Genomic DNA, 17493 nt, shown 5'->3' with positions numbered 1-17493 from the left:
ATCGCGATCGCATTTACCAGGAAGACTCACTATGACCGATGTAGCTGAGAAAAATATAGCTAAGAAAAATACAGCTAAAGAAAATCAACTCAACTGGCCCCTATCTGCTGCTCAAAAAGGAATTTGGCTAGGGCAGCAGCTCAATCCACAAAGTGCTATTTACAACACTGCAGAGTGCTTAGAACTTATAGGAGATCTCGATCCTGTTTTATTTGAGCGAGCGGTGCGCCAAATGGTGGCAGAAGCCGAAACCCTTAACCTATGCTTTACCGTTGCAGACCAGAGCCCAGTTCAGTCTGTTGCTGAAAATTTAAAGTGGAGGCTGACACATCTCGATCTAAGTGGTGATGATCATGCTGAGCAGGCAGCTTGGAACTGGATGAGACAAGACCTGAGCCAGCAGACTCATCTCGGCGCAAACCCCCTCTTTGCTCAGGCCCTCATCCGAGTAGCGAGCGATCGCCACTTCTGGTATCAACGTATTCACCATATTGCAATAGATGGCTACGGGTCTTCTCTACTCTTGCGGCGAGCCGCCGAAATTTACACGCGCCTAAAGCAGCGGCAGCCGGTTTCTCTTTCTCCTTTTGCCAGCTTACGGGCTGTGATAGAAGAAGATATTGTCTATCAAAAGTCTGAACAGAAAGCGCGCGATCGCAGCTTCTGGCTACAGGCTTTAGAAGGCGCACCTGAGCCCGTCAGCTTGAGCTGTAAACCCATGCCTGCCAGCGACGTGTGCCTCCGCCAGAAAAGCGCGCTGCCATCTGAGGTATTTCAACAATTGAAAACAGTTGCACAACAGAACGGCGCTGCCTGGTCGGATCTGCTGCTAGCGGTTACCGCTGTATATCTACATCAGGCCACAAGCGCTGACGATCTCACCCTCGGCGTCCCGATGATGGGCCGGCTAGGATCAGCGTCCCTAAGAGTTCCAGCCATGGTGATGAATATTGTGCCGCTGCGAGTATTGATCAGTCCTGACATTTGCTTTTTAGAACTGGTAGAACCAATCAGGCAACAGCTTCGAAGTATTCGCCCTCACAGCCGCTACCGTTATGAGCAGCTACGGCGCGATCTGAAGCGGGTAGGTGGAGGACGCCGACTTTTCGGCCCGATTGTAAATATTATGCCTTTTGACTATGCCATCCACTTTGGCGAGACAGCAGGCATTGTGCATAACATTTCTGCAGGGCCAGTAGAAGATATCGCTATCAATTTTCGCGCCCAAGCTGGGGGAAAGAGGCTCACACTTGAGCTAGACGCTAATCCAGACTGTTATTCTCTTAATGAACTCACTCAACATCAACAGAACTGGCTAGCAACGCTACACTCAGTACTTAATCATCCAAAACAGGTGATTTCAGCCGCCCAACTCGTTACAAGAACAGGCATTACAGCACTGAACGCCACGGAACTACACAATACGGAATTACACAATTCTCAGAGAGACAGTTCCCAAAGAAGCATAATTTCTCAGAGAAACATAATCAGGGGTGAGCCACTCTTATCAACGCCCCAGCCTGTACTCACCAGATTGATAGAACAGGTTTCCTTACGGCCTCATTCCACAGCTATAGTAGCCAGTGAAGTGAGTATGTCTTATTGCGAGCTGTTAGCAGCGGCTCACAATTTAGCCGTGAGGCTGACGAATGCAGGCGTCAAACCAGGTCAGATCGTAGCGATTTATCTACCCCGTAGCTGGGAAGCGATCATCACCATTCTAGGCGTATTGTTTTCTGGTGCGGGTTATCTAGCTCTTGATCCGACAGCCCCTGTCGCCCGCAATAGTCATCTACTCAAAGATGCACAGCCTGCTCTATTGATCACCACATCAGAGTATCAACCTCACTCTATTTCAGGGTTGCCGCCTACCATTCTGTTGAATCCTTTAGAATATTTGCCAACAACAGACCTTTCAATGGCAGAGGTTGTAACCTCTGATCTTTCAACGATTCCAGCTCAAAATAGCCCCGCCTATGTCGTGTATACCTCCGGCTCTACGGGAGTACCTAAAGGCCTGGTGATCGATCATCGGGCGCTGTCTAATTTTGTCAGTGGAGCCTTACAGCGATATAAGATTCAGCCTGAAGATCGGGTTTTGCAATTCGCTTCGCTACACTTCGATGCCAGCGTAGAAGAGATTTTCTTGACCCTTTGTAGCGGCGCTACCCTGGTGCTGCGTGAGGAATCAATGCTCCAATCTCTTCCTCATTTTCTAAAGGTCTGTCAACAAAAAGACATTAGCATTCTCGACCTTCCTACCGCCTTTTGGCATGAGCTAGCGTTTTGTTTGAGTAACCATCAGGAAAGCTTGCCTACCAGCTTACGAATGGTGATCATTGGTGGAGAAGCAGCCCAGTCTGAGCGGATTAAGCAGTGGCACTCAGTTGTGGGCAATGAGGTGAGGCTGCTCAATACTTATGGCCCAAGTGAAGCCACCGTTGTTGCAACTGTAGCTACGCTAGAGCCTGGATGCGTCGATCAGGGCAAGGTCCCTATTGGTCGCCCCCTACCGGGCATAGACATTGCGGTGATCAATGCCGCTGGATATCCAGCAACTCCGGGACAGCGAGGTGAGCTGTGTATATTAGGGCCGACGCTGGCAAAAGAATACTTAGGAAAATCTCAGCTAACCGCAGATTGCTTTGTCTGCTTGCATCAGCTTCCAGGTAAACCTAGAGCCTATCGGACTGGCGATCAGGTGTTTATCCGCCCGGATGGTCAGCTCGTTTTTACGGGTCGTCTTGATGCGGAATTCAAGATCAGTGGGCATCGAATCAACCCGGCTGAGATTGAGTCTGTGCTGTTGACAATACCAGGTATCCGAGAAGCGGCTGTGGTTGGTCATCACCTGCCAGAAGGGATCAAGCGCCTCTGTGCCTATCTGGTTGCTAAAGCGCCTCATCCACCCGTTCGAACGCTGCGGCAGCATCTGAGTGAAAGGTTACCTGCGGCAGTTATCCCAGCCGGATTCAACTTTCTAGAGGCCCTACCTAAAACATTGTCAGGGAAAGTAGATCGAACCGCACTACACAGCTGCTCACCCAAATGGATCACACAGCGCGAAAACGCCGCATCCTCTTTAGAAGCTGTAATTCTTCGTACTTGGGAAGACATTTTGGGGCAGCAGGGACTCACTGTACAAGATGATTTCTTTGAATTGGGCGGCCAGTCATTACAGACCATCCAAGCGACCAACTGGCTTAGCACAAAGCTAGATCGTGAAATCTCAGTTTCAACTATTTTCCGCCATCCTACAGCCGCAGCCCTAGCGAAGGCGTTGAATTCAGACATTAGCAGTTCGGAGGTTGAGGGCGCTGGTGGTCGTCAGTTTCTCTCTACTGGCTCAAGCACTGGCGATACCTTATTCTCTCCTTTGTTTCCTATTACCGAAGGCAATCAACCTCTATTTTGCATACACCCTGCTGCTGGCATTAGCTGGTGCTACATGAGTTTAGCCAAACATCTGGGAGCTCAGCATTCCCTGTATGGCTTACAGTCTCCTTACTTGGATGCTGGGGCGCTGGCTTTAGAATCTCTCTCGCAAGGCATCTCTAAAGACAGTTGGGAACAGATGATGGAGAGATATCTGGCAATGATTCGTCAGGTTCAACCAGAAGGTTCGTATCGCTTATTAGGATGGTCTTTTGGCGGGATGGTTGCTCAGGCGATCGCAACCCAACTACAGCAGCAAGGCAACAACATTGAGCAGTTAATTTTACTAGATGCATATCCTGGACACTGCATCAAAAGGCGCGATCGCCACTCCGAACAAGAAGTCCTAGAGCTTCTCCGTCAGGCAACCGGACAAGCCTCGTTGCCCTCAAAGCAGATAGCCGGCAAAGAGGATAATAACCGACCTCAACAACTGCAAAGCAACCTAGGATCTCACCTTGATCTGCTTAGGCAAAACACCTTATTAGATATCACCCGATACAACATTCAAATGGCTCAACAAGCACCCACGCCCGATCCATACAACGGCAATCTTATCTTCTTCACAGCCAGCCACGGCCGAACAGATGCCACTCTCACTCATAGACAATGGCAGCCCTTTGTCACCGGCTCGATCAAAAATTACAACATTGATACGACCCATGGGCAGCTACTGACAGGAGAGTATTCGCAAATAATAGCCCGAGCGATCGCAGCCCATCTAGAGGCTTAAGTTTCAAGAACACATTAGCGCTCTCAAAAAAAATACCGTTAACTCTACCTAGAACGTACACATGAATTCCACATCACTTAATTGGAGTCAGATTGATGCAGACAAACCAGCATCCTTCATCGATTATCTAGACACCGCAACAGCACAATCTGAAATGCAGCGATACAAGCGCAAGTCGTATGATCTACTCGGCGCAGCGCCAGGGGCGTTTCTCCTAGACGTTGGCTGCGGCACTGGAGAAGATGCCGCCGTCCTAGCTGAGCGGGTAGGCCCGGATGGTCGAGTTGTCGGTCTAGACTGTAGCGCTGCCCTAATCAAGGAAGCTCGTCATCGTATTAGAGCAGGTGACCTCTCGCTGACGTTTCAAGTTGGAGATGTGCATCATTTAGATATGCTAGACAACAGTTTTGACGGCTGCCGTGCTGACCGACTATTTATGCATATAGAAGACCGTCAGCAAGCTCTAGCCGAGATGGTTAGGGTCACTCGACCCAAAGGGCGGGTTTTGGTTAGAGAGCCAGACTGGGATACGCTGATTGTTGATCATCCTAATCGGGCGCTCACTCGAAAAATTCTCAATCCTCATTTTGATCAAGCAATACGTCATACCTTTACAGGCGGAGAGCTATACCGACTCTTTCACCATGCTGGGCTCGAAAATATCACCGTCGCAGATACCTCCACCCTGCTGCTAACAGACTTCTCGACGGCCAATCAGCTTTATGGATTAGGGCCTGCTGCCACCCGAGCAAAAGAACAGATGCCACAGCTGAGCGCTCAAATTTCAGCTTGGCTAAGCGATCTTCAGCAGGCGGATAAGGAAGGAATGTTTTTCAGTGCCATTACCGGATTTACGGTTGTTGGCTATAAACCTACTCAATAGGACCTTGCAGTTGAATAAGTTCAAGCCTTGGCCTTCTGTAATATGGGATAGGCAATGTATCTATCTGTGCTCTTAATCTGCCTAGATGTTCGTCTTTCAAATACGACTCTAGGTTTCTTCTCAAGATGCGATACCACGGAGCCAACTTTGAGCTGGTTGAACCATCAGGACGTGAGCGATCTTCTCATAAGCAATCTTCAGAACAACTGATAGATATCTATCGGCGCAGTTCAGAAGGCAGAGTGATGTAGGCTTTCAAATAGAAGCTAAGATTCAAATTGAACATTCAATAGCTCTATAAGATCCTCAGGTCCGCTGATTGTGATGAATGCGCTCAGCGGCACGGGCTCTTCTGGCGCAAAGGTAATCGCAAAGCTGTCGGGGTCGTTGATGAAGTCTTTCATCTCTTCTATAAATTCGGGGGAAAGCGTATTACCGTTGGCGACTTCGCTTTCTAGCCCTGCGATCGCCTCTGCCTTAACTTCTTCTACACTGATGCCTTCTGCAGCTGCCGTCGTTTCAAACAGCCTTTTGACGAAAGAGTCATCTTCGTAGGTGATTTTTGCGCCTTCAAACTGCGCTCCAAACAAAGAGAAAGGCAAACTATTGAGGGTTGATTGATCTAGCGCAATGTTGCCCAGCTCAAGGGTCATTTCCATATCACCAACCTGGTCAGCCCCTAGTTTCAGCTGCTTTAGCTCTACTGTTCTATCGTCTGCTTCGTACTCGTACTCGGTGATGACAGTAGCTGAGATTTCCTTGCCATACCCCAGCTCAGAGAACATCTCAGCATTTTCTCCTAGCGCAGTCTCATCTAGCTCAATGCCTCTGATAGCCATGTTTAAATAGGTCGGAACTTGATCTTCATCTTCGTATCTATATAGGGTCATCTCGTCCACCCTAATCGCGTTGCCAGAAGCAATCGGTGTAACCACTACATCTTTGAGCGTAGTGCCCCGACCTAGCAAAGATACGTCTACTTTTCGATAGTCAACATCGACATAGTCTGAAACGTCGGCAATGGCTTTGTCTACTTCTTTGGCAGCCGACCGGGAGACCCAGAGCTTTCCGCCAACGACTAGCGCGATCGCCCCCACAATACCAATACCTAACCAGGCTTTCTTATTCATCAGCTTTGTTACAAAACTCCCCTGTTTGAAACCTCTACAAAAATTAGGTGGAAACCTAGTCGAAAGCAAGCCCCGCTATTTCTACCCATCTATACCTACCCTCTCACAGTACCCACTTCCGCATAGTCTATCCGCTAATAGCTATGCGCAAACTTTCACGACTGCCTGTCTTTTGACTCCCTGTCTATTTGTCTGCACTATAAAAGGCTACGCAGTTTCGTTCCTCCGCGACTTCATGGTCAACTATCGTCACTATAAAACAACCCACAAAACAAGCCTTCAAAGAACTGTAATCATAGGCTTAACCCTTTTAGCTATTGGCTGCAGCCATTCCACACCAAAAAGTGAGAATCACTCAACCGACCTAATCGATCAAGAGCAAGCGATCGCTCAGCCCACCGTATCATCAGAAAGCATAGACGCCGCTGGTGGAGACTCGCATAGTCACGGTAAGGGAGATACCAACCATAGTTCCCATTCCAAAGCAATCGAAATCCCTGCCCGAACGCCAGTACCGGCGCTCACTATCCAGGTCAAAGAAGATCCTGTACGCGGCTGGAACCTGTATGTAGGCACGACGAATTTTGACTTTGCCCCCGAGAAAGTTAATGACGAAAGTAGCCCTACCGAAGGCCATGCCCACCTATATATCAACAACAAATCTATACAGCGCATCTATGGCCCGTGGACGCATCTACCCGAGCTGCCCAGCGGCACGAATGAAATTCGAGTCACGCTCAATGCTAACGGCCATGAAGTTTTAACCACTCAGGGAAGTCAGATTGAAGATAGCGTTACTATCGAGATCTATGGCCCCGATTCAAACTAAATCGACTGATTAAACTGATTTTGAGCTCTCTCTATTTAGCATGCCAACTTCTTTAGATCTATGGTTGACTGCGGCCATAGGCTTTTTTGGAAGCTTTGGGCACTGTGTCGGTATGTGCGGCCCGGTGGCCACTGCCTTTGCTCTGTCTGTAAGGACTTCGTCAGGGAGTTCATCAAGTTCGTCCTCAGCGAATGGACTGAAAACGAATGGACAGAAGACTGCTGGCTCAAGCGCTGACTTGACTGCTAAAGCGCTTTCTAGCAGCTGGCGCCAGCAGGTGGCTTTTCACCTCTTACTCAATCTAGGTCGGCTGTTAAGCTATGCCTTAGTAGGCATGGGAATTGGGGCACTTGGCTCTGTGCTGTCCGCAGGCGGGCAGATTGCTGGGGTGGGCTCTACGCTTAGGCGGCTGGTTTCTTTAGCAACGGGTATTTTGCTGATCTGGTTTGGTCTGACTCAGGCGCGTCCGGGCTTCTTGCCAAGTCTGCCGCTTTTGCATCCGGCTAAACAGCAGCGGCTACACCAGCAAATTAATGCGTCTATGAACCGAGTTGCTCGCTGGCATCAGGCGATTATGCCGCTTACTCTGGGATTGCTTTGGGGGCTAATTCCCTGTGGATTTCTGTACACAGGTCAACTTCGTGCAGCGGCTACCCAGAATGCGCTTGGAGGCGCGGCGGTGATGCTAGCTTTTGGGCTAGGTACATTGCCGGCGATGGTGGCAGTGGGCCTAACAGCGTCTCGGCTAAGTCAAGATCGCCGATCGCAGCTCTTTCGTTTGGGTGGCTGGATTACCGTAGTCATTGGCATCTTACTGCTGCTGCGAACGGGTGACATGACGACTGACTACAGTGGGCATGTGGCGATTGTCTGCTTGACCTTAGCGCTGATCGCTAGACCGATAAGTCGTCTCTGGTCCGGACTCTTGCACTATCGGCGACTGCTGGGGGTCGGGGCATTTGCGCTCAGCCTATTGCATGTGTTGCATATGGTAAGTCATGCCTGGCAGTGGAACTGGCAAGCGGTGCAGTTTATGCTGCCGCAGCATCAGACAGGTGTGGTACTGGGTCTAGTTGCTATTCTACTTATGCTGCCCGCTGCGATTACGAGTTTTAATAAAGCTCAGATCACGTTAGGTAGTCGCTGGCGAAAGCTGCATCTGCTAAGTCTTCCTGCTTTGCTGTTAGCCGCAGGCCATGCGATCCTTGTCGGCTCTCACTACTGGGGGGCGCTGGCTCTAACTTGGCAAAATCAGGCTATGGTTGGCGGGCTGACGGGGGTTGTATTGTTGGTTTTGTTAGTGCGATCGCGCTTAGCCTGGAATCTGCTCTCTCAAGGAGAAAATTATGCCCCACCTAAAATCCAGAGCGTTCGCTCTAGCTCTAATGACTGCTGCGACAGTTTGCCTTAACACAGTTCCAGTGCCTTTTTCTCAGCTAGCCACCGCTCACCAGGTAGAAATTTCCAATGAAGTCGGTGGCACGTTGCATATAGAACCTGACGACACTCCCCGGGCCGGAGAGGAGGTATTAGCTTGGGTCGCGCTGACTAGGCGAGGCGGCGAGACCATTCAGCTAGCCGAGTGCGACTGCCAAATGACTGTTTACACCCAGCCTAGACAACCGAGCTCAGAGCCGATTCTATCGCCTTCGCTTAGTGCCGTGGCCAGCGAAGGCTATCAGGGTATCCCCGGAGCTAATCTAACTTTCCCGACCGTGGGTTTATACACGATTGCCGTCAGCGGCAGTCCCAAGCAATCAGATGACTTTTCTCCTTTTGAGCTAGCCTTTGATGTGACGGTTGCCGCCGGAGCGTCTCCGTCTGAATCACCCGCCGATTCTGCTGCGGCTCCACCGCAGGATAGTTCAGAAGCAGCGTCAGGCGGATCTGCTCTAGATGACGTATCTACTTCAGATACAGCTGTATCGGACGCAACAGCACCGCCCGATGCGGTTGCAAGCGATAATGTATCAGATGCTGGGCAGCGACCTCTCTTGATTTTACTTTTAGGTGGGGTAGTGATTGGCGCGATTTCTTTTCTGGTGCTTCGCAAGCGCTAGGCGGCCAGTCGCTATACAGGTTCAACCTGTTTATTCAACAAAGGCAAGACAACTACGAGATATCCATGCATACGGTTGAAGCACATAAAGACAATCTGTTGGATCGGCTGTTTATTTGGCTGTTTTCTCGAAAAATGGCCAACGCTATCGGTTCAACAACAGCGGCCACAGGCTACGAAGGATTTGTTGATCTTTCTAAACAGATTATGCAGGGACGCAATGCTCAAGAGCAGCAGGCCGCTGTTGCAAGGGTGCTGCAATCTCTGGTTCCGGCTCCGGTACTATGGGTAATTCGTACTGTTTTCTCGCCAACTCGACTGGTGTGCGTCCTAAATGCCTGGTTTGCGACGCAGATGTTTGAGTGGCTAGTCGGACCGTGTGAAGTAGCGCAGGCAGAGGTGAAAGGGTTGGATGGAGAGGTGCGATCGCAACCCAGCGCCGTCCACATCAAAAAGTGCCGCTATCTAGAGGAAAGTCAGTGCGTCGGCATGTGCGTCAACATGTGCAAACTACCTACCCAAACCTTTTTCACCGAGAAGTTTGGTATTCCTTTGACAATGATTCCAAATTTTGAAGATCTAAGCTGCGAGATGGTGTTTGGTCGGGTGCCACCAGCCGCTGATGAAGACGAAGTGATGACTCAATCCTGTCTAAGTGAATGTTCTACCGGTACGTTATCAGTTGGCAGATGCCACAAGCTTCAGGCATAGCAATAAGATGAGCTAAGGCTTCGGTTCTATAATATGCCTATCACTAAAGCTGGTCTTCCAACTATGACCGCAACTATCCCAGCGCCCACTAAACTACGTCTGATCACGACAAACGAGTATCACCGCATGGCGGAAGTTGGTATCTTGTCCCCAGATGAGCGGGTGGAGCTGATTGCCGGACAAATTATTCAAAAGATGCCAAAAGGGCCTCGTCATAGCGCGCTTTGTAAGCGGATAGAAAAACTAATCGAGCGGCTTTTAGGAGATAAGGTACTGGTTCGGCTGCAAGATCCGATACAGCTAGATCTCTATTCAGAGCCTGAGCCCGATATTGTCGTTGCCCATCCTAACGCTAGCTTTTACGTGGATCACCATCCCACACCGAACGAGATTTATCTGATTGTTGAAATTGCAGACTCTACTATAGAGCGTGACTTGGGATTCAAAGCAGATCTTTACGCAGCGGTAGGCGTTGCAGACTATTGGGTGCTCAATGTGCAGGCACAGCAGCTTCATATCTTTAGACAGCCCCAGGCAGACGGATATCAAAGGCAGATGATACTGAAAGGTCAGCAGTCAGCTAACCTTTTGGCTTTCCCGGAATGCAGTATCACTGTGCAATCGTGCTTTGGCTAATACGATTGACTGGTTGATCTGGCAGTATTCTGCTTCTAGCCAAGGCTAAATACTAAACCAGTTAGACTTAAGAAGAACTCTCTTAACCCTTTCATATGACGCTCTCAGCTACAAAATCTAGCCGCCAAACCCCAGATACCAGTGACTGGAAACTTAATCTACTCTACGACGGTGCTTGTCCGCTATGCGTGAGAGAAGTCAACTTTCTACAAAAAAAGGACGCTGGACGCGGTATTGTCAAATTTACAGATATTGCGGATTTGGACTACAGCCCCGAAGAAAATGGTGGTGTCGATTTTGAAACGGCAATGGGCCGTATTCATGCGGTTCGCGCTGACGGTACCGTTGTCAAAAACGTGGCTGTTTTTCAAGAAGTGTATGACGCGCTTGGCATCGGCTGGATGTATGCACCGACCAAGTGGCCAGTTATTGGCCCGGTGATAGACAAGCTGTATGACATATGGGCTGACTGGCGGCTGGCAGTGACAGGACGGCCTGCTTTGGATCAGGTGATTGCCGAGCGGCAGGCCAAGATTGAACAACTAAATGAAAGTCGCTGTCGGGTTGAGGAAGCGTAGTTTCGACTCCGCTTCTTAATGCTTTCTAAAACGATAGCCGAATACCGCCTGCGACCTCAACGCCGTCGTCGCCACCAAATACGTTCTCAATTTGCAAGTAGGCACCAGGACCCTTAGATTGGTCCGTACCTACGCGCTGAGGTATCGGATCGCCATTTTCGTCTAGCACAAACTGATTGACTGCGATCGCCCAAGACTCTCCATTCTCGTCTGTGACGATCTCGACGACTGGATTCCCACTATCATCTAGCAACGGCTCAGTTTGGTAGACAGGAATTGCGTTACCTGCTAGATCAACCTGATAGCTATCCTGCTTGACCTCACCGAACGGATGAAAAACCAGCTCGCCTCTGATACCTACCCCTGAGCGATCAGCGTCGTTGCCAAACACCGTATCTCTGTAAAACACTTCGGTTCGTACCGTATTAGCGGCGGCTGTTTAAGGTGTGTTGCCAAAGTTATAGACACCGCCAAAAGTCAGCTCACCCTGGACAGCTGAAAAGTTGGGATAGCTTTCTTGCTGAAGGAATGATTCTTGCTTGCGTGAGATTTCTCTAACGGGTTGAGTAACCGCAGAGATGTCTTCAGCAACATCTATTTGCGTCCTCGGACCTACTTCTACGTCGCCAATCTGATGAGTTTCTCTATAGCTTTCTGCCACTGTGATTGTATCGAGGCCGGGAGTGAATTCAATATCGGTCAGCTCACCTGCCTCGTTGATCATAAAAGAAGCCCTGCCTATGTTTTCCTCGGTTGTGCCATGCTCTGTGCTAATTGTGTCCATATGCGACTGAGATGAGGAGAACGTCTCGATGGTCCGCCGCTGCAACAGCTGATCAACCGCGCTAACTGTCGTGGTTCGCGACAGGAAGATCGTATCTTCCTGGTTCCCTAGACCACCGCTCAAACTACCTCCTAGATAAAGCCCACCTGCCCTTGTGACGTTGACATAACCCGGCTGCCCTAATGCTTCGAGTTCAGACACGGGCTCAGGGGCGATCGCATCTAACGCATTGCCTAGCCTGGCATCGACTTCGGCTGCTACAGAGACATCAACAGTCGACACCCGCTCACCGCCAAAGACCTCAGCATAGACGCCCTGAACGCCATTAAACTCCTCAGTTACCGCGTTCCCAGTCGCTACCGTATCTTCTACAGCGTAAACTTCCGTCATCTCTTGAACGAAGTCTTGAGGCTGTAAGTCGGCTGAAATAATTCTAAACTCGCCGTCAGTAATTAGGTGCTGCGGCGCTCCTCTAGTTACTGCGTATGTTTGGCCTAGCTGCAGGTTTTGCCCAGATTGCTGAGGCACTAACGCGTACATAATTCGAGTAGCTTTACCTGCTGCTAACGTCGTTGGCGACTCTATATAGCCATCTTTCGTCCACTGCGGTACGAAGGAGAGCGTACCCTCAGCGCTTTCAATCAGTAGGCCGCCGACATTGTCTGTGTAGGCAGAATTGCCTCGACCTACTTGCTGTGGATTAGGTGGTGCGATCACAACAGCTTGATCTGCTGGCAGCGCAAAGATGCCGTCTGTAGAAGCGATCGGCAGCGCCTGCGTAGATGCTGGGACGGCAGGCACATAGCCAACTATCCGGCGATTATTGAATAGGCCAGTAGGTACAAGTAGATTAGACGCTTCTGCGTCTGCCAAGCCCAAACGATTGCCAAAGACATCTTCCGCTCGGCGGTGAGTCGGCGTCAGATACTGGGTGAGCCCTACTGTGGTCACCAGCCCTGCTTGATTGTTGTTCGCAAAAGGATCGAAACGTAGCTGGCCTGTCAGCAGCGTCGGCGGCGCACTAGGGTTGTTGATCAATGGCCGCGTCTGGCCAGTGACACTCAAACCATCGCTACCTAAACGCGCTTCGATAGCGTTGGCATAGCGACTGTATACTAGCTGTTCCCCTTCATCTGTGCGGACACCTCTCGCATGGCCCAACAAGTTTGATGTTGTCTGGTCGTCAATTTCAATCTGGCCTCGTTCTGTCGCTATCTCTATCTCTTCAACAGTGGTTTGTGGCTCACCTTCGACCAACACATCAGATAAGGTCATTGTTTGCTCGATAAGGTCAGGAAGCTCTATTCGCTCAGTGCGCGTGGTCACGGTTAGATTATTGATTTGTCTGGTGGCGATCGCACTGCCTACCCCTGTTGGTCCTTGTACATACTCACCGTCATCGAAGTCTAAATCACCACCATCTTGCATATCTTCAACAACAAATTCTCCAACTTTCCCATCATCGGAAAAATTGCTAGTAAAGTAAATTGCTGACTCAGTCGGTTCTGCAAAGTTACGTCTGATATTCAGTACTCGCAGTTCAACAACATCATCTGCGCCGTAGGCGACCTCTACTGATGCCATGGTCCCTAGACGGCTACCATCGGGTCCTCTTTTCACATTCTGACCCCGCACATATACAGTCTGAGGGACACTTCTGCTACCGTCTGGGCTGATGACTGTTACTTGGATACCCTCCCCGTAGCCATGATGCCCTGGCGCTTGCCTTAGCTCAAAAGTTGTTGTTATCTGTAGTGAATCTCGTAGGATGTTGTAGCGCGCTTCTAGGCCTCCTCCTGACTCATTGACAACCTGATTGAAAGTCTCTTCGATATATGAAACATCGGGTCTAATTTCAATGCTGTTGGGTGCTAGTCGGGTCATGTCGACATCTACCGCTACCCCTTCGGCAGTGCTTGTAGGTAGACTTGCGGGCAATGGCGTATTTGAGCTATTGCGCAAGGGCCCTGTCCGGATCTCGCGAGCATTGTTGTTGACCCAAACTGATCCGTCATCGCTGCGAATAGGAACATTGCGTGGTGCGGACTGGGCTAGGGCTGATTGCGCATTGGCATCGATGCTCCCTATTGCGCTGATGACTGCTAAATGAAGCAGTACAGACTTGATAGAAGCTGTCGGACGAAAGAATTTGAAACAGGACTCAGATAGAGACGATGTTAAAGCCATTGGTGTGATATTTCAGGATTTATAAGTGCAAATTTCTAAGTAGAAACACTGAGAAACCAAGGCCTGAGGAGAGAATTTTGCCCTGGTATTCGAGATTCTACTTAAGTCAATTTGACAACTACAACCCGTCCACCGAGAAAACGCTAGATCTTCACGGGGCCAACATTTATATGAACATCTACATGCCTGTATAGAGCAGCTAGTGCCATATTCATGTTTCTCGTATCTAGCTAGATGCGTGTAATCGCCTAGCAGAAATAGCTTGAATTCCCTGTGATATTTATCACTTGGTTGCTGTGATATTCGTCACGACCGCTAAAGTGTTCCGTGCCTTCATCACTCCTGTACAACAATATGTAAAAGATGTAAAAGCTAGGACAACATAAAACCAGTCCAACAACATGTATTGTCTGTTGTTGGACTGGTTTGTGTGTATGTATGAAGTTGTTGGAAACGTACGGATTCTTTCTTTAAGTTCACAACTCGATTATCTAGGACTCTTGTAAAAAGCTTAGATAGCCATTAGTCAAATCCTTTACAGCGACTTCGTAAAACTGCTTGCCATGCTCTGGCGTAGCTAGCTTAGGATTAGAGCCCATGCGTCCGTCCGGGTAAAATGCTCTAAAGTCTGTTGGGTTGTAGATAGAGCGACCAGAAGGGGCGATCGCAGGCGAAAGCGAGGCTTGTTTAATATCGTTAGGGTAAACAAACTGAGTGAGCGCAACTTCACTAGGGGTTGCATGAGAGCCTTCTTGGTTGCCATAAAGCTGTTCGGACAAAGCAGCAATGGCCTTACTGCCGTACCAGTTGGCAATTTTACAGCGGATACGTCCTGCATTCGGCAAGTTAGCATCTGCGATCACAGCGTACGTTTCGGAAAAAGCCGCTTTCATAGAAGCTACATTGCCGCCATGCCCATTGACGAAGTAAAACCGCTCGAATCCGTGCCTAGCTAACGGCTTCACATAGTCTTGAATCAGAGCAATGAGCGTGCTAGGGCGTAGGCTGACGCTGCCTGGAAAGGCTAAATGGTGAAGGGCCATGCCGACGTTAATCGTCGGGCCAACTAGGGCGCCAGTCGCCTCGCCTACCCCTTTAGCCACCGCTTCAGCGCAGATAGCATCCGTGCCAATCAGCCCAGTTGGACCATGTTGCTCGGTCGAACCAATAGGAAAAATGATGCCGCGCGATTGCGTTAGATACTCTTCCACCTCTAGCCAAGTAGATAGATGCAGCAGCATTAGCTTCTTCGTCCTATAGTTGTTTCCGTGCTTATTCAGCAAAACTCTATTCGGCACTGACAAGATCAAACACCTGCCCATTTACTAGCAGCCGAGTAATTCCCTTTGCTTGTAGATAGGGCCTTGTCCGCGTGATCAAGTTCCCATCAGGCACTTTAATCACCCGCTGCTTATTACGAGAAAACCGTCTTGCCACTCTATGGTTGTCAAATACAGGTAGCGTAGTGGACTTCTCCTCATCACTAGGAATCCGACCCAAATGTCCAAACTCACTTAGCGGACAGGTGATCAGCTCAGCGCGCATATCTACCACTAGATAGCAAGGCTTCGGTATCTTCGCCGTACCCAACGGCATAATCTCTACCGACTCCTTAGTCTGAAGCTTTGGTGGAGGGACTTCAAACTCATCATCGTCGTCCAGATCGTCTTCGTCTTCCTCTAGATCATCATCGTCATCACCAAAGTCATCGCCTATCGTCTCGTCTAGCCCTTCCAAATCGTCCTCGTCGTCGTCATCCTCATCAGAACTCGACTTCACAACTAATACTGGGGGTGCAACTACCTTCTTATCTTTTACCTCCTCGGTCACTGAGGTAGACATATCCTCTTCTACGTCATCTTGCTCTTGGGTTGAGCCTTGATCAAGTAAAGGTAGCTGACCGTCATCAGCATCTTTTTTACGGCTACGCCGTCGACGCGGCACAGATGAAATGGTATCGGTAGATTCTTTAGCAGTTTCCTTCTTTAGCTTCGGTGGCTCTACTGGCGTGCCAGACTGATCAACATCAGATGACTCACGAGCGGTATCAACGTCTGCTTTTGAGCTAGCTTTTGAACTGGCTTTTGATGCAGACCGTTTGGAAGTCGCACTACGCTTACTAGATGCTTGTGTCTTTGATGCCGTTCCTGAGGACATCCGCTTGTGAGCAATTAGCTCGCTATATTCGTCTGAGGGCAGCGCTGTCTTAAGAATTCGACTGATCGTGCTGTTGCTGACGCCAAACTGTTCAGCCAAAGTAGAGGTGGTCTGCTCTGGCTGTTTGTATAGATCAACAATGTCGCTCTTATCTGAGTCAGACAGTTTTCGAGGAGCCATGCTGCCGGTATCCTTACAAATGCCTTTCTAGTATGGCAGTTTTTGGAAAGTTAAGCCTGATACATTAACGCTAGTTTTGCCAGGTATGAAACTGCGGATCATCTCTAATGAACGCTGCATCTTTCTTCAGCGCCCAGACTGATGATGCCAGCTAGCTGTATGTACTTCTGTCTTTACGGGACAGCCAGAGACTGCCTAGAAAAGACAACTGCAGCCAGTTTAGAAAAATGGTCTTTTCATTACCCAGTAAGACATCGAGGGCTGAGAGGGTGCGGGGTGCAAATTGCGATCGCCCAAAAAACTGACTTCCTAGCTGATGCAGCTTTATCAGTAGCGTGCACAAGTCGTTTTCGTCCCAGTCAGGTAACGTCTCTATCAATGGGTTCAGTTTGAGCAATGCGCCTAGGCCCCCTACCTTCTGGATTGGCACCGGCGCCTGCTCCAAAAGATCAGTGCCGAAAGCTTTCGCCTGCTTGCTGCCCAAAAACTGCTCTACGTCGCCGTGCAGAGCCTGAACTAGCAAAAGGCAAGCCTTTGTGTGTGCTGAGGGTAATACAAAGCTCAGCAGTTCCTTCTCAATCCGAATATGTCGCCACAGGCTCAATTGGTGCGGTTCTGTTAGTAGTATGCATACCTTCCCTTCATTGCTAGTCAAATCTTGCCAAGAGGCTTGAGCTTCTACTTGCTGATGAACTTGAAACACACCCAACAGACGAAATGTTTTGTCTTGATAAGATAAGATCGGCACCCGCTTAGACCGTTTGGGATGCTGAACGCTGCTCATTTCGACATTATCAAGGGTGAGCATAGGCATATCGATTTCTATGAAGGCGAATAGTCTAAATCAGCATCAGCGGCTAAGCTAACGTACCCTAAAACATATTTTCCTGATTCATCAAGGCTGTTGGTTAGTTGCGGCAATGCGGTATATTTTCTATCGAGGTAAGCTAGTTCACACACCTTTTCCCTTTGGATCCTTAGCTCAGCTGGATAGAGCAACCGCCTTCTAAGCGGTCGGTCACAGGTTCGAATCCTGTAGGATCCGTTGATAAAACAAGGCTTGTAGCCCTTTATTCATAAGGATTGGATACAACGAGGTTACTCGGTTGTGTCTATTTTTATCCGGACTTTTAGGGAAAAAGTAGGGAAGATTTAGGGAAGCCCTCAGTCGTGATTGAGGGGCCTACGGGC

Annotated in this window: 14 protein-coding genes and 1 tRNA gene; 9 read left to right on the top strand and 6 right to left on the bottom strand. The window is 49.4% G+C overall.

The genetic code is table 11. The annotated features are described in order from the left end of the window. The first annotated feature begins 31 nt into the window (after positions 1 to 31). On the top strand, positions 32 to 4168 hold the full coding sequence (locus S7335_RS03940) for a non-ribosomal peptide synthetase (RefSeq protein WP_006456721.1): 4137 nt from the start codon (positions 32 to 34) through the stop codon (positions 4166 to 4168). 61 nt (positions 4169 to 4229) lie between these two features. Further along, a complete protein-coding gene (locus tag S7335_RS03935; RefSeq protein WP_006454623.1) occupies positions 4230 to 5051 on the top strand; it encodes a methyltransferase domain-containing protein in 822 nt (273 codons plus the stop codon). 266 nt (positions 5052 to 5317) lie between these two features. On the opposite strand, the gene S7335_RS03930 is transcribed toward S7335_RS03935, so the two are convergent. Then, positions 5318 to 6181, bottom strand: coding sequence for a hypothetical protein (locus tag S7335_RS03930; RefSeq protein WP_006454266.1), 864 nt, complete (start codon positions 6179 to 6181; stop codon positions 5318 to 5320). A 235-nt stretch (positions 6182 to 6416) separates the two neighbouring features. On the opposite strand from S7335_RS03930, the gene S7335_RS03925 reads away from it, so the two are divergent. The 6 genes from S7335_RS03925 (at position 6417) to S7335_RS03900 (ending at position 10994) form a co-directional block, all read left to right on the top strand. After that, the gene (locus S7335_RS03925; RefSeq protein ID WP_050765769.1) at positions 6417 to 7010 is read left to right on the top strand and encodes a hypothetical protein; all 594 of its coding nucleotides are present in this window, start codon (positions 6417 to 6419) and stop codon (positions 7008 to 7010) included. 40 nt (positions 7011 to 7050) lie between these two features. After that, positions 7051 to 8421 (top strand): sulfite exporter TauE/SafE family protein, encoded by a 1371-nt coding sequence (locus S7335_RS03920; RefSeq protein ID WP_050765768.1) that lies wholly within the window; start codon positions 7051 to 7053, stop codon positions 8419 to 8421. A 10-nt stretch (positions 8422 to 8431) separates the two neighbouring features. Continuing rightward, a complete protein-coding gene (locus S7335_RS25675; RefSeq protein ID WP_006456324.1) occupies positions 8432 to 9070 on the top strand; it encodes a hypothetical protein in 639 nt (212 codons plus the stop codon). Positions 9071 to 9135: 65 nt separating this feature from the next. After that, positions 9136 to 9780, top strand: a complete 645-nt coding sequence (locus tag S7335_RS03910; protein ID WP_006454034.1) for a DUF4033 domain-containing protein — start codon at positions 9136 to 9138, stop codon at positions 9778 to 9780. 63 nt (positions 9781 to 9843) lie between these two features. Further along, positions 9844 to 10416 carry a Uma2 family endonuclease gene (locus S7335_RS03905; RefSeq protein WP_038016980.1) on the top strand — a complete coding sequence of 191 codons (573 nt, stop codon included), beginning with the start codon at positions 9844 to 9846 and terminating at the stop codon, positions 10414 to 10416. A 95-nt stretch (positions 10417 to 10511) separates the two neighbouring features. Then, positions 10512 to 10994 carry a thiol-disulfide oxidoreductase DCC family protein gene (locus tag S7335_RS03900; RefSeq protein WP_006454210.1) on the top strand — a complete coding sequence of 161 codons (483 nt, stop codon included), beginning with the start codon at positions 10512 to 10514 and terminating at the stop codon, positions 10992 to 10994. A gap of 25 nt (positions 10995 to 11019) precedes the next feature. Here the strand turns inward: S7335_RS03900 and S7335_RS03895 are convergent, their stop codons facing one another. From S7335_RS03895 to S7335_RS03875, 5 genes are all read right to left on the bottom strand, one after another. After that, positions 11020 to 11403 carry a hypothetical protein gene (locus tag S7335_RS03895; RefSeq protein WP_157620080.1) on the bottom strand — a complete coding sequence of 128 codons (384 nt, stop codon included), beginning with the start codon at positions 11401 to 11403 and terminating at the stop codon, positions 11020 to 11022. 30 nt (positions 11404 to 11433) lie between these two features. Further along, the gene (locus tag S7335_RS03890; RefSeq protein WP_006453785.1) at positions 11434 to 13965 is read right to left on the bottom strand and encodes a hypothetical protein; all 2532 of its coding nucleotides are present in this window, start codon (positions 13963 to 13965) and stop codon (positions 11434 to 11436) included. 491 nt (positions 13966 to 14456) lie between these two features. Continuing rightward, positions 14457 to 15206, bottom strand: a complete 750-nt coding sequence (locus tag S7335_RS03885; protein ID WP_006453638.1) for a creatininase family protein — start codon at positions 15204 to 15206, stop codon at positions 14457 to 14459. Positions 15207 to 15252: 46 nt separating this feature from the next. Then, entirely contained in the window at positions 15253 to 16302 is a 1050-nt protein-coding gene (locus S7335_RS03880; protein ID WP_006453507.1) for a hypothetical protein, read from the bottom strand. A gap of 151 nt (positions 16303 to 16453) precedes the next feature. After that, complete coding sequence (locus S7335_RS03875; protein WP_006456367.1) at positions 16454 to 17116, bottom strand: hypothetical protein; 663 nt, start codon at positions 17114 to 17116, stop codon at positions 16454 to 16456. A gap of 157 nt (positions 17117 to 17273) precedes the next feature. On the opposite strand from S7335_RS03875, the gene S7335_RS03870 reads away from it, so the two are divergent. Next, positions 17274 to 17347: transfer RNA gene (locus S7335_RS03870), tRNA-Arg, on the top strand. Positions 17348 to 17493: the final 146 nt, after the last annotated feature.

This window comes from Synechococcus sp. PCC 7335 (genome assembly GCF_000155595.1).
Classification (GTDB): domain Bacteria; phylum Cyanobacteriota; class Cyanobacteriia; order Phormidesmidales; family Phormidesmidaceae; genus Phormidesmis.
The sequence above is the reverse complement of the archived record's forward strand: the minus strand, read 5'-3'. Positions and strand labels throughout refer to the sequence as shown.

What these genes read in the sequence shown, in the direction of transcription:
- S7335_RS03930 (WP_006454266.1), bottom strand. Translation starts at nt 6,181, where the DNA reads ATGAATAAGAAAGCCTGGTTAGGTATTGGTATTGTGGGGGCGATCGCG.
- S7335_RS03875 (WP_006456367.1), bottom strand. Translation starts at nt 17,116, where the DNA reads ATGCCTATGCTCACCCTTGATAATGTCGAAATGAGCAGCGTTCAGCAT.
- S7335_RS03905 (WP_038016980.1), top strand. Translation starts at nt 9,844, where the DNA reads ATGACCGCAACTATCCCAGCGCCCACTAAACTACGTCTGATCACGACA.
- S7335_RS03925 (WP_050765769.1), top strand. Translation starts at nt 6,417, where the DNA reads ATGGTCAACTATCGTCACTATAAAACAACCCACAAAACAAGCCTTCAA.
- S7335_RS03935 (WP_006454623.1), top strand. Translation starts at nt 4,230, where the DNA reads ATGAATTCCACATCACTTAATTGGAGTCAGATTGATGCAGACAAACCA.
- S7335_RS03920 (WP_050765768.1), top strand. Translation starts at nt 7,051, where the DNA reads ATGCCAACTTCTTTAGATCTATGGTTGACTGCGGCCATAGGCTTTTTT.
- S7335_RS03940 (WP_006456721.1), top strand. Translation starts at nt 32, where the DNA reads ATGACCGATGTAGCTGAGAAAAATATAGCTAAGAAAAATACAGCTAAA.
- S7335_RS03910 (WP_006454034.1), top strand. Translation starts at nt 9,136, where the DNA reads ATGCATACGGTTGAAGCACATAAAGACAATCTGTTGGATCGGCTGTTT.
- S7335_RS03900 (WP_006454210.1), top strand. Translation starts at nt 10,512, where the DNA reads ATGACGCTCTCAGCTACAAAATCTAGCCGCCAAACCCCAGATACCAGT.
- S7335_RS03885 (WP_006453638.1), bottom strand. Translation starts at nt 15,206, where the DNA reads ATGCTGCTGCATCTATCTACTTGGCTAGAGGTGGAAGAGTATCTAACG.
- S7335_RS03890 (WP_006453785.1), bottom strand. Translation starts at nt 13,965, where the DNA reads ATGGCTTTAACATCGTCTCTATCTGAGTCCTGTTTCAAATTCTTTCGT.
- S7335_RS03880 (WP_006453507.1), bottom strand. Translation starts at nt 16,302, where the DNA reads ATGGCTCCTCGAAAACTGTCTGACTCAGATAAGAGCGACATTGTTGAT.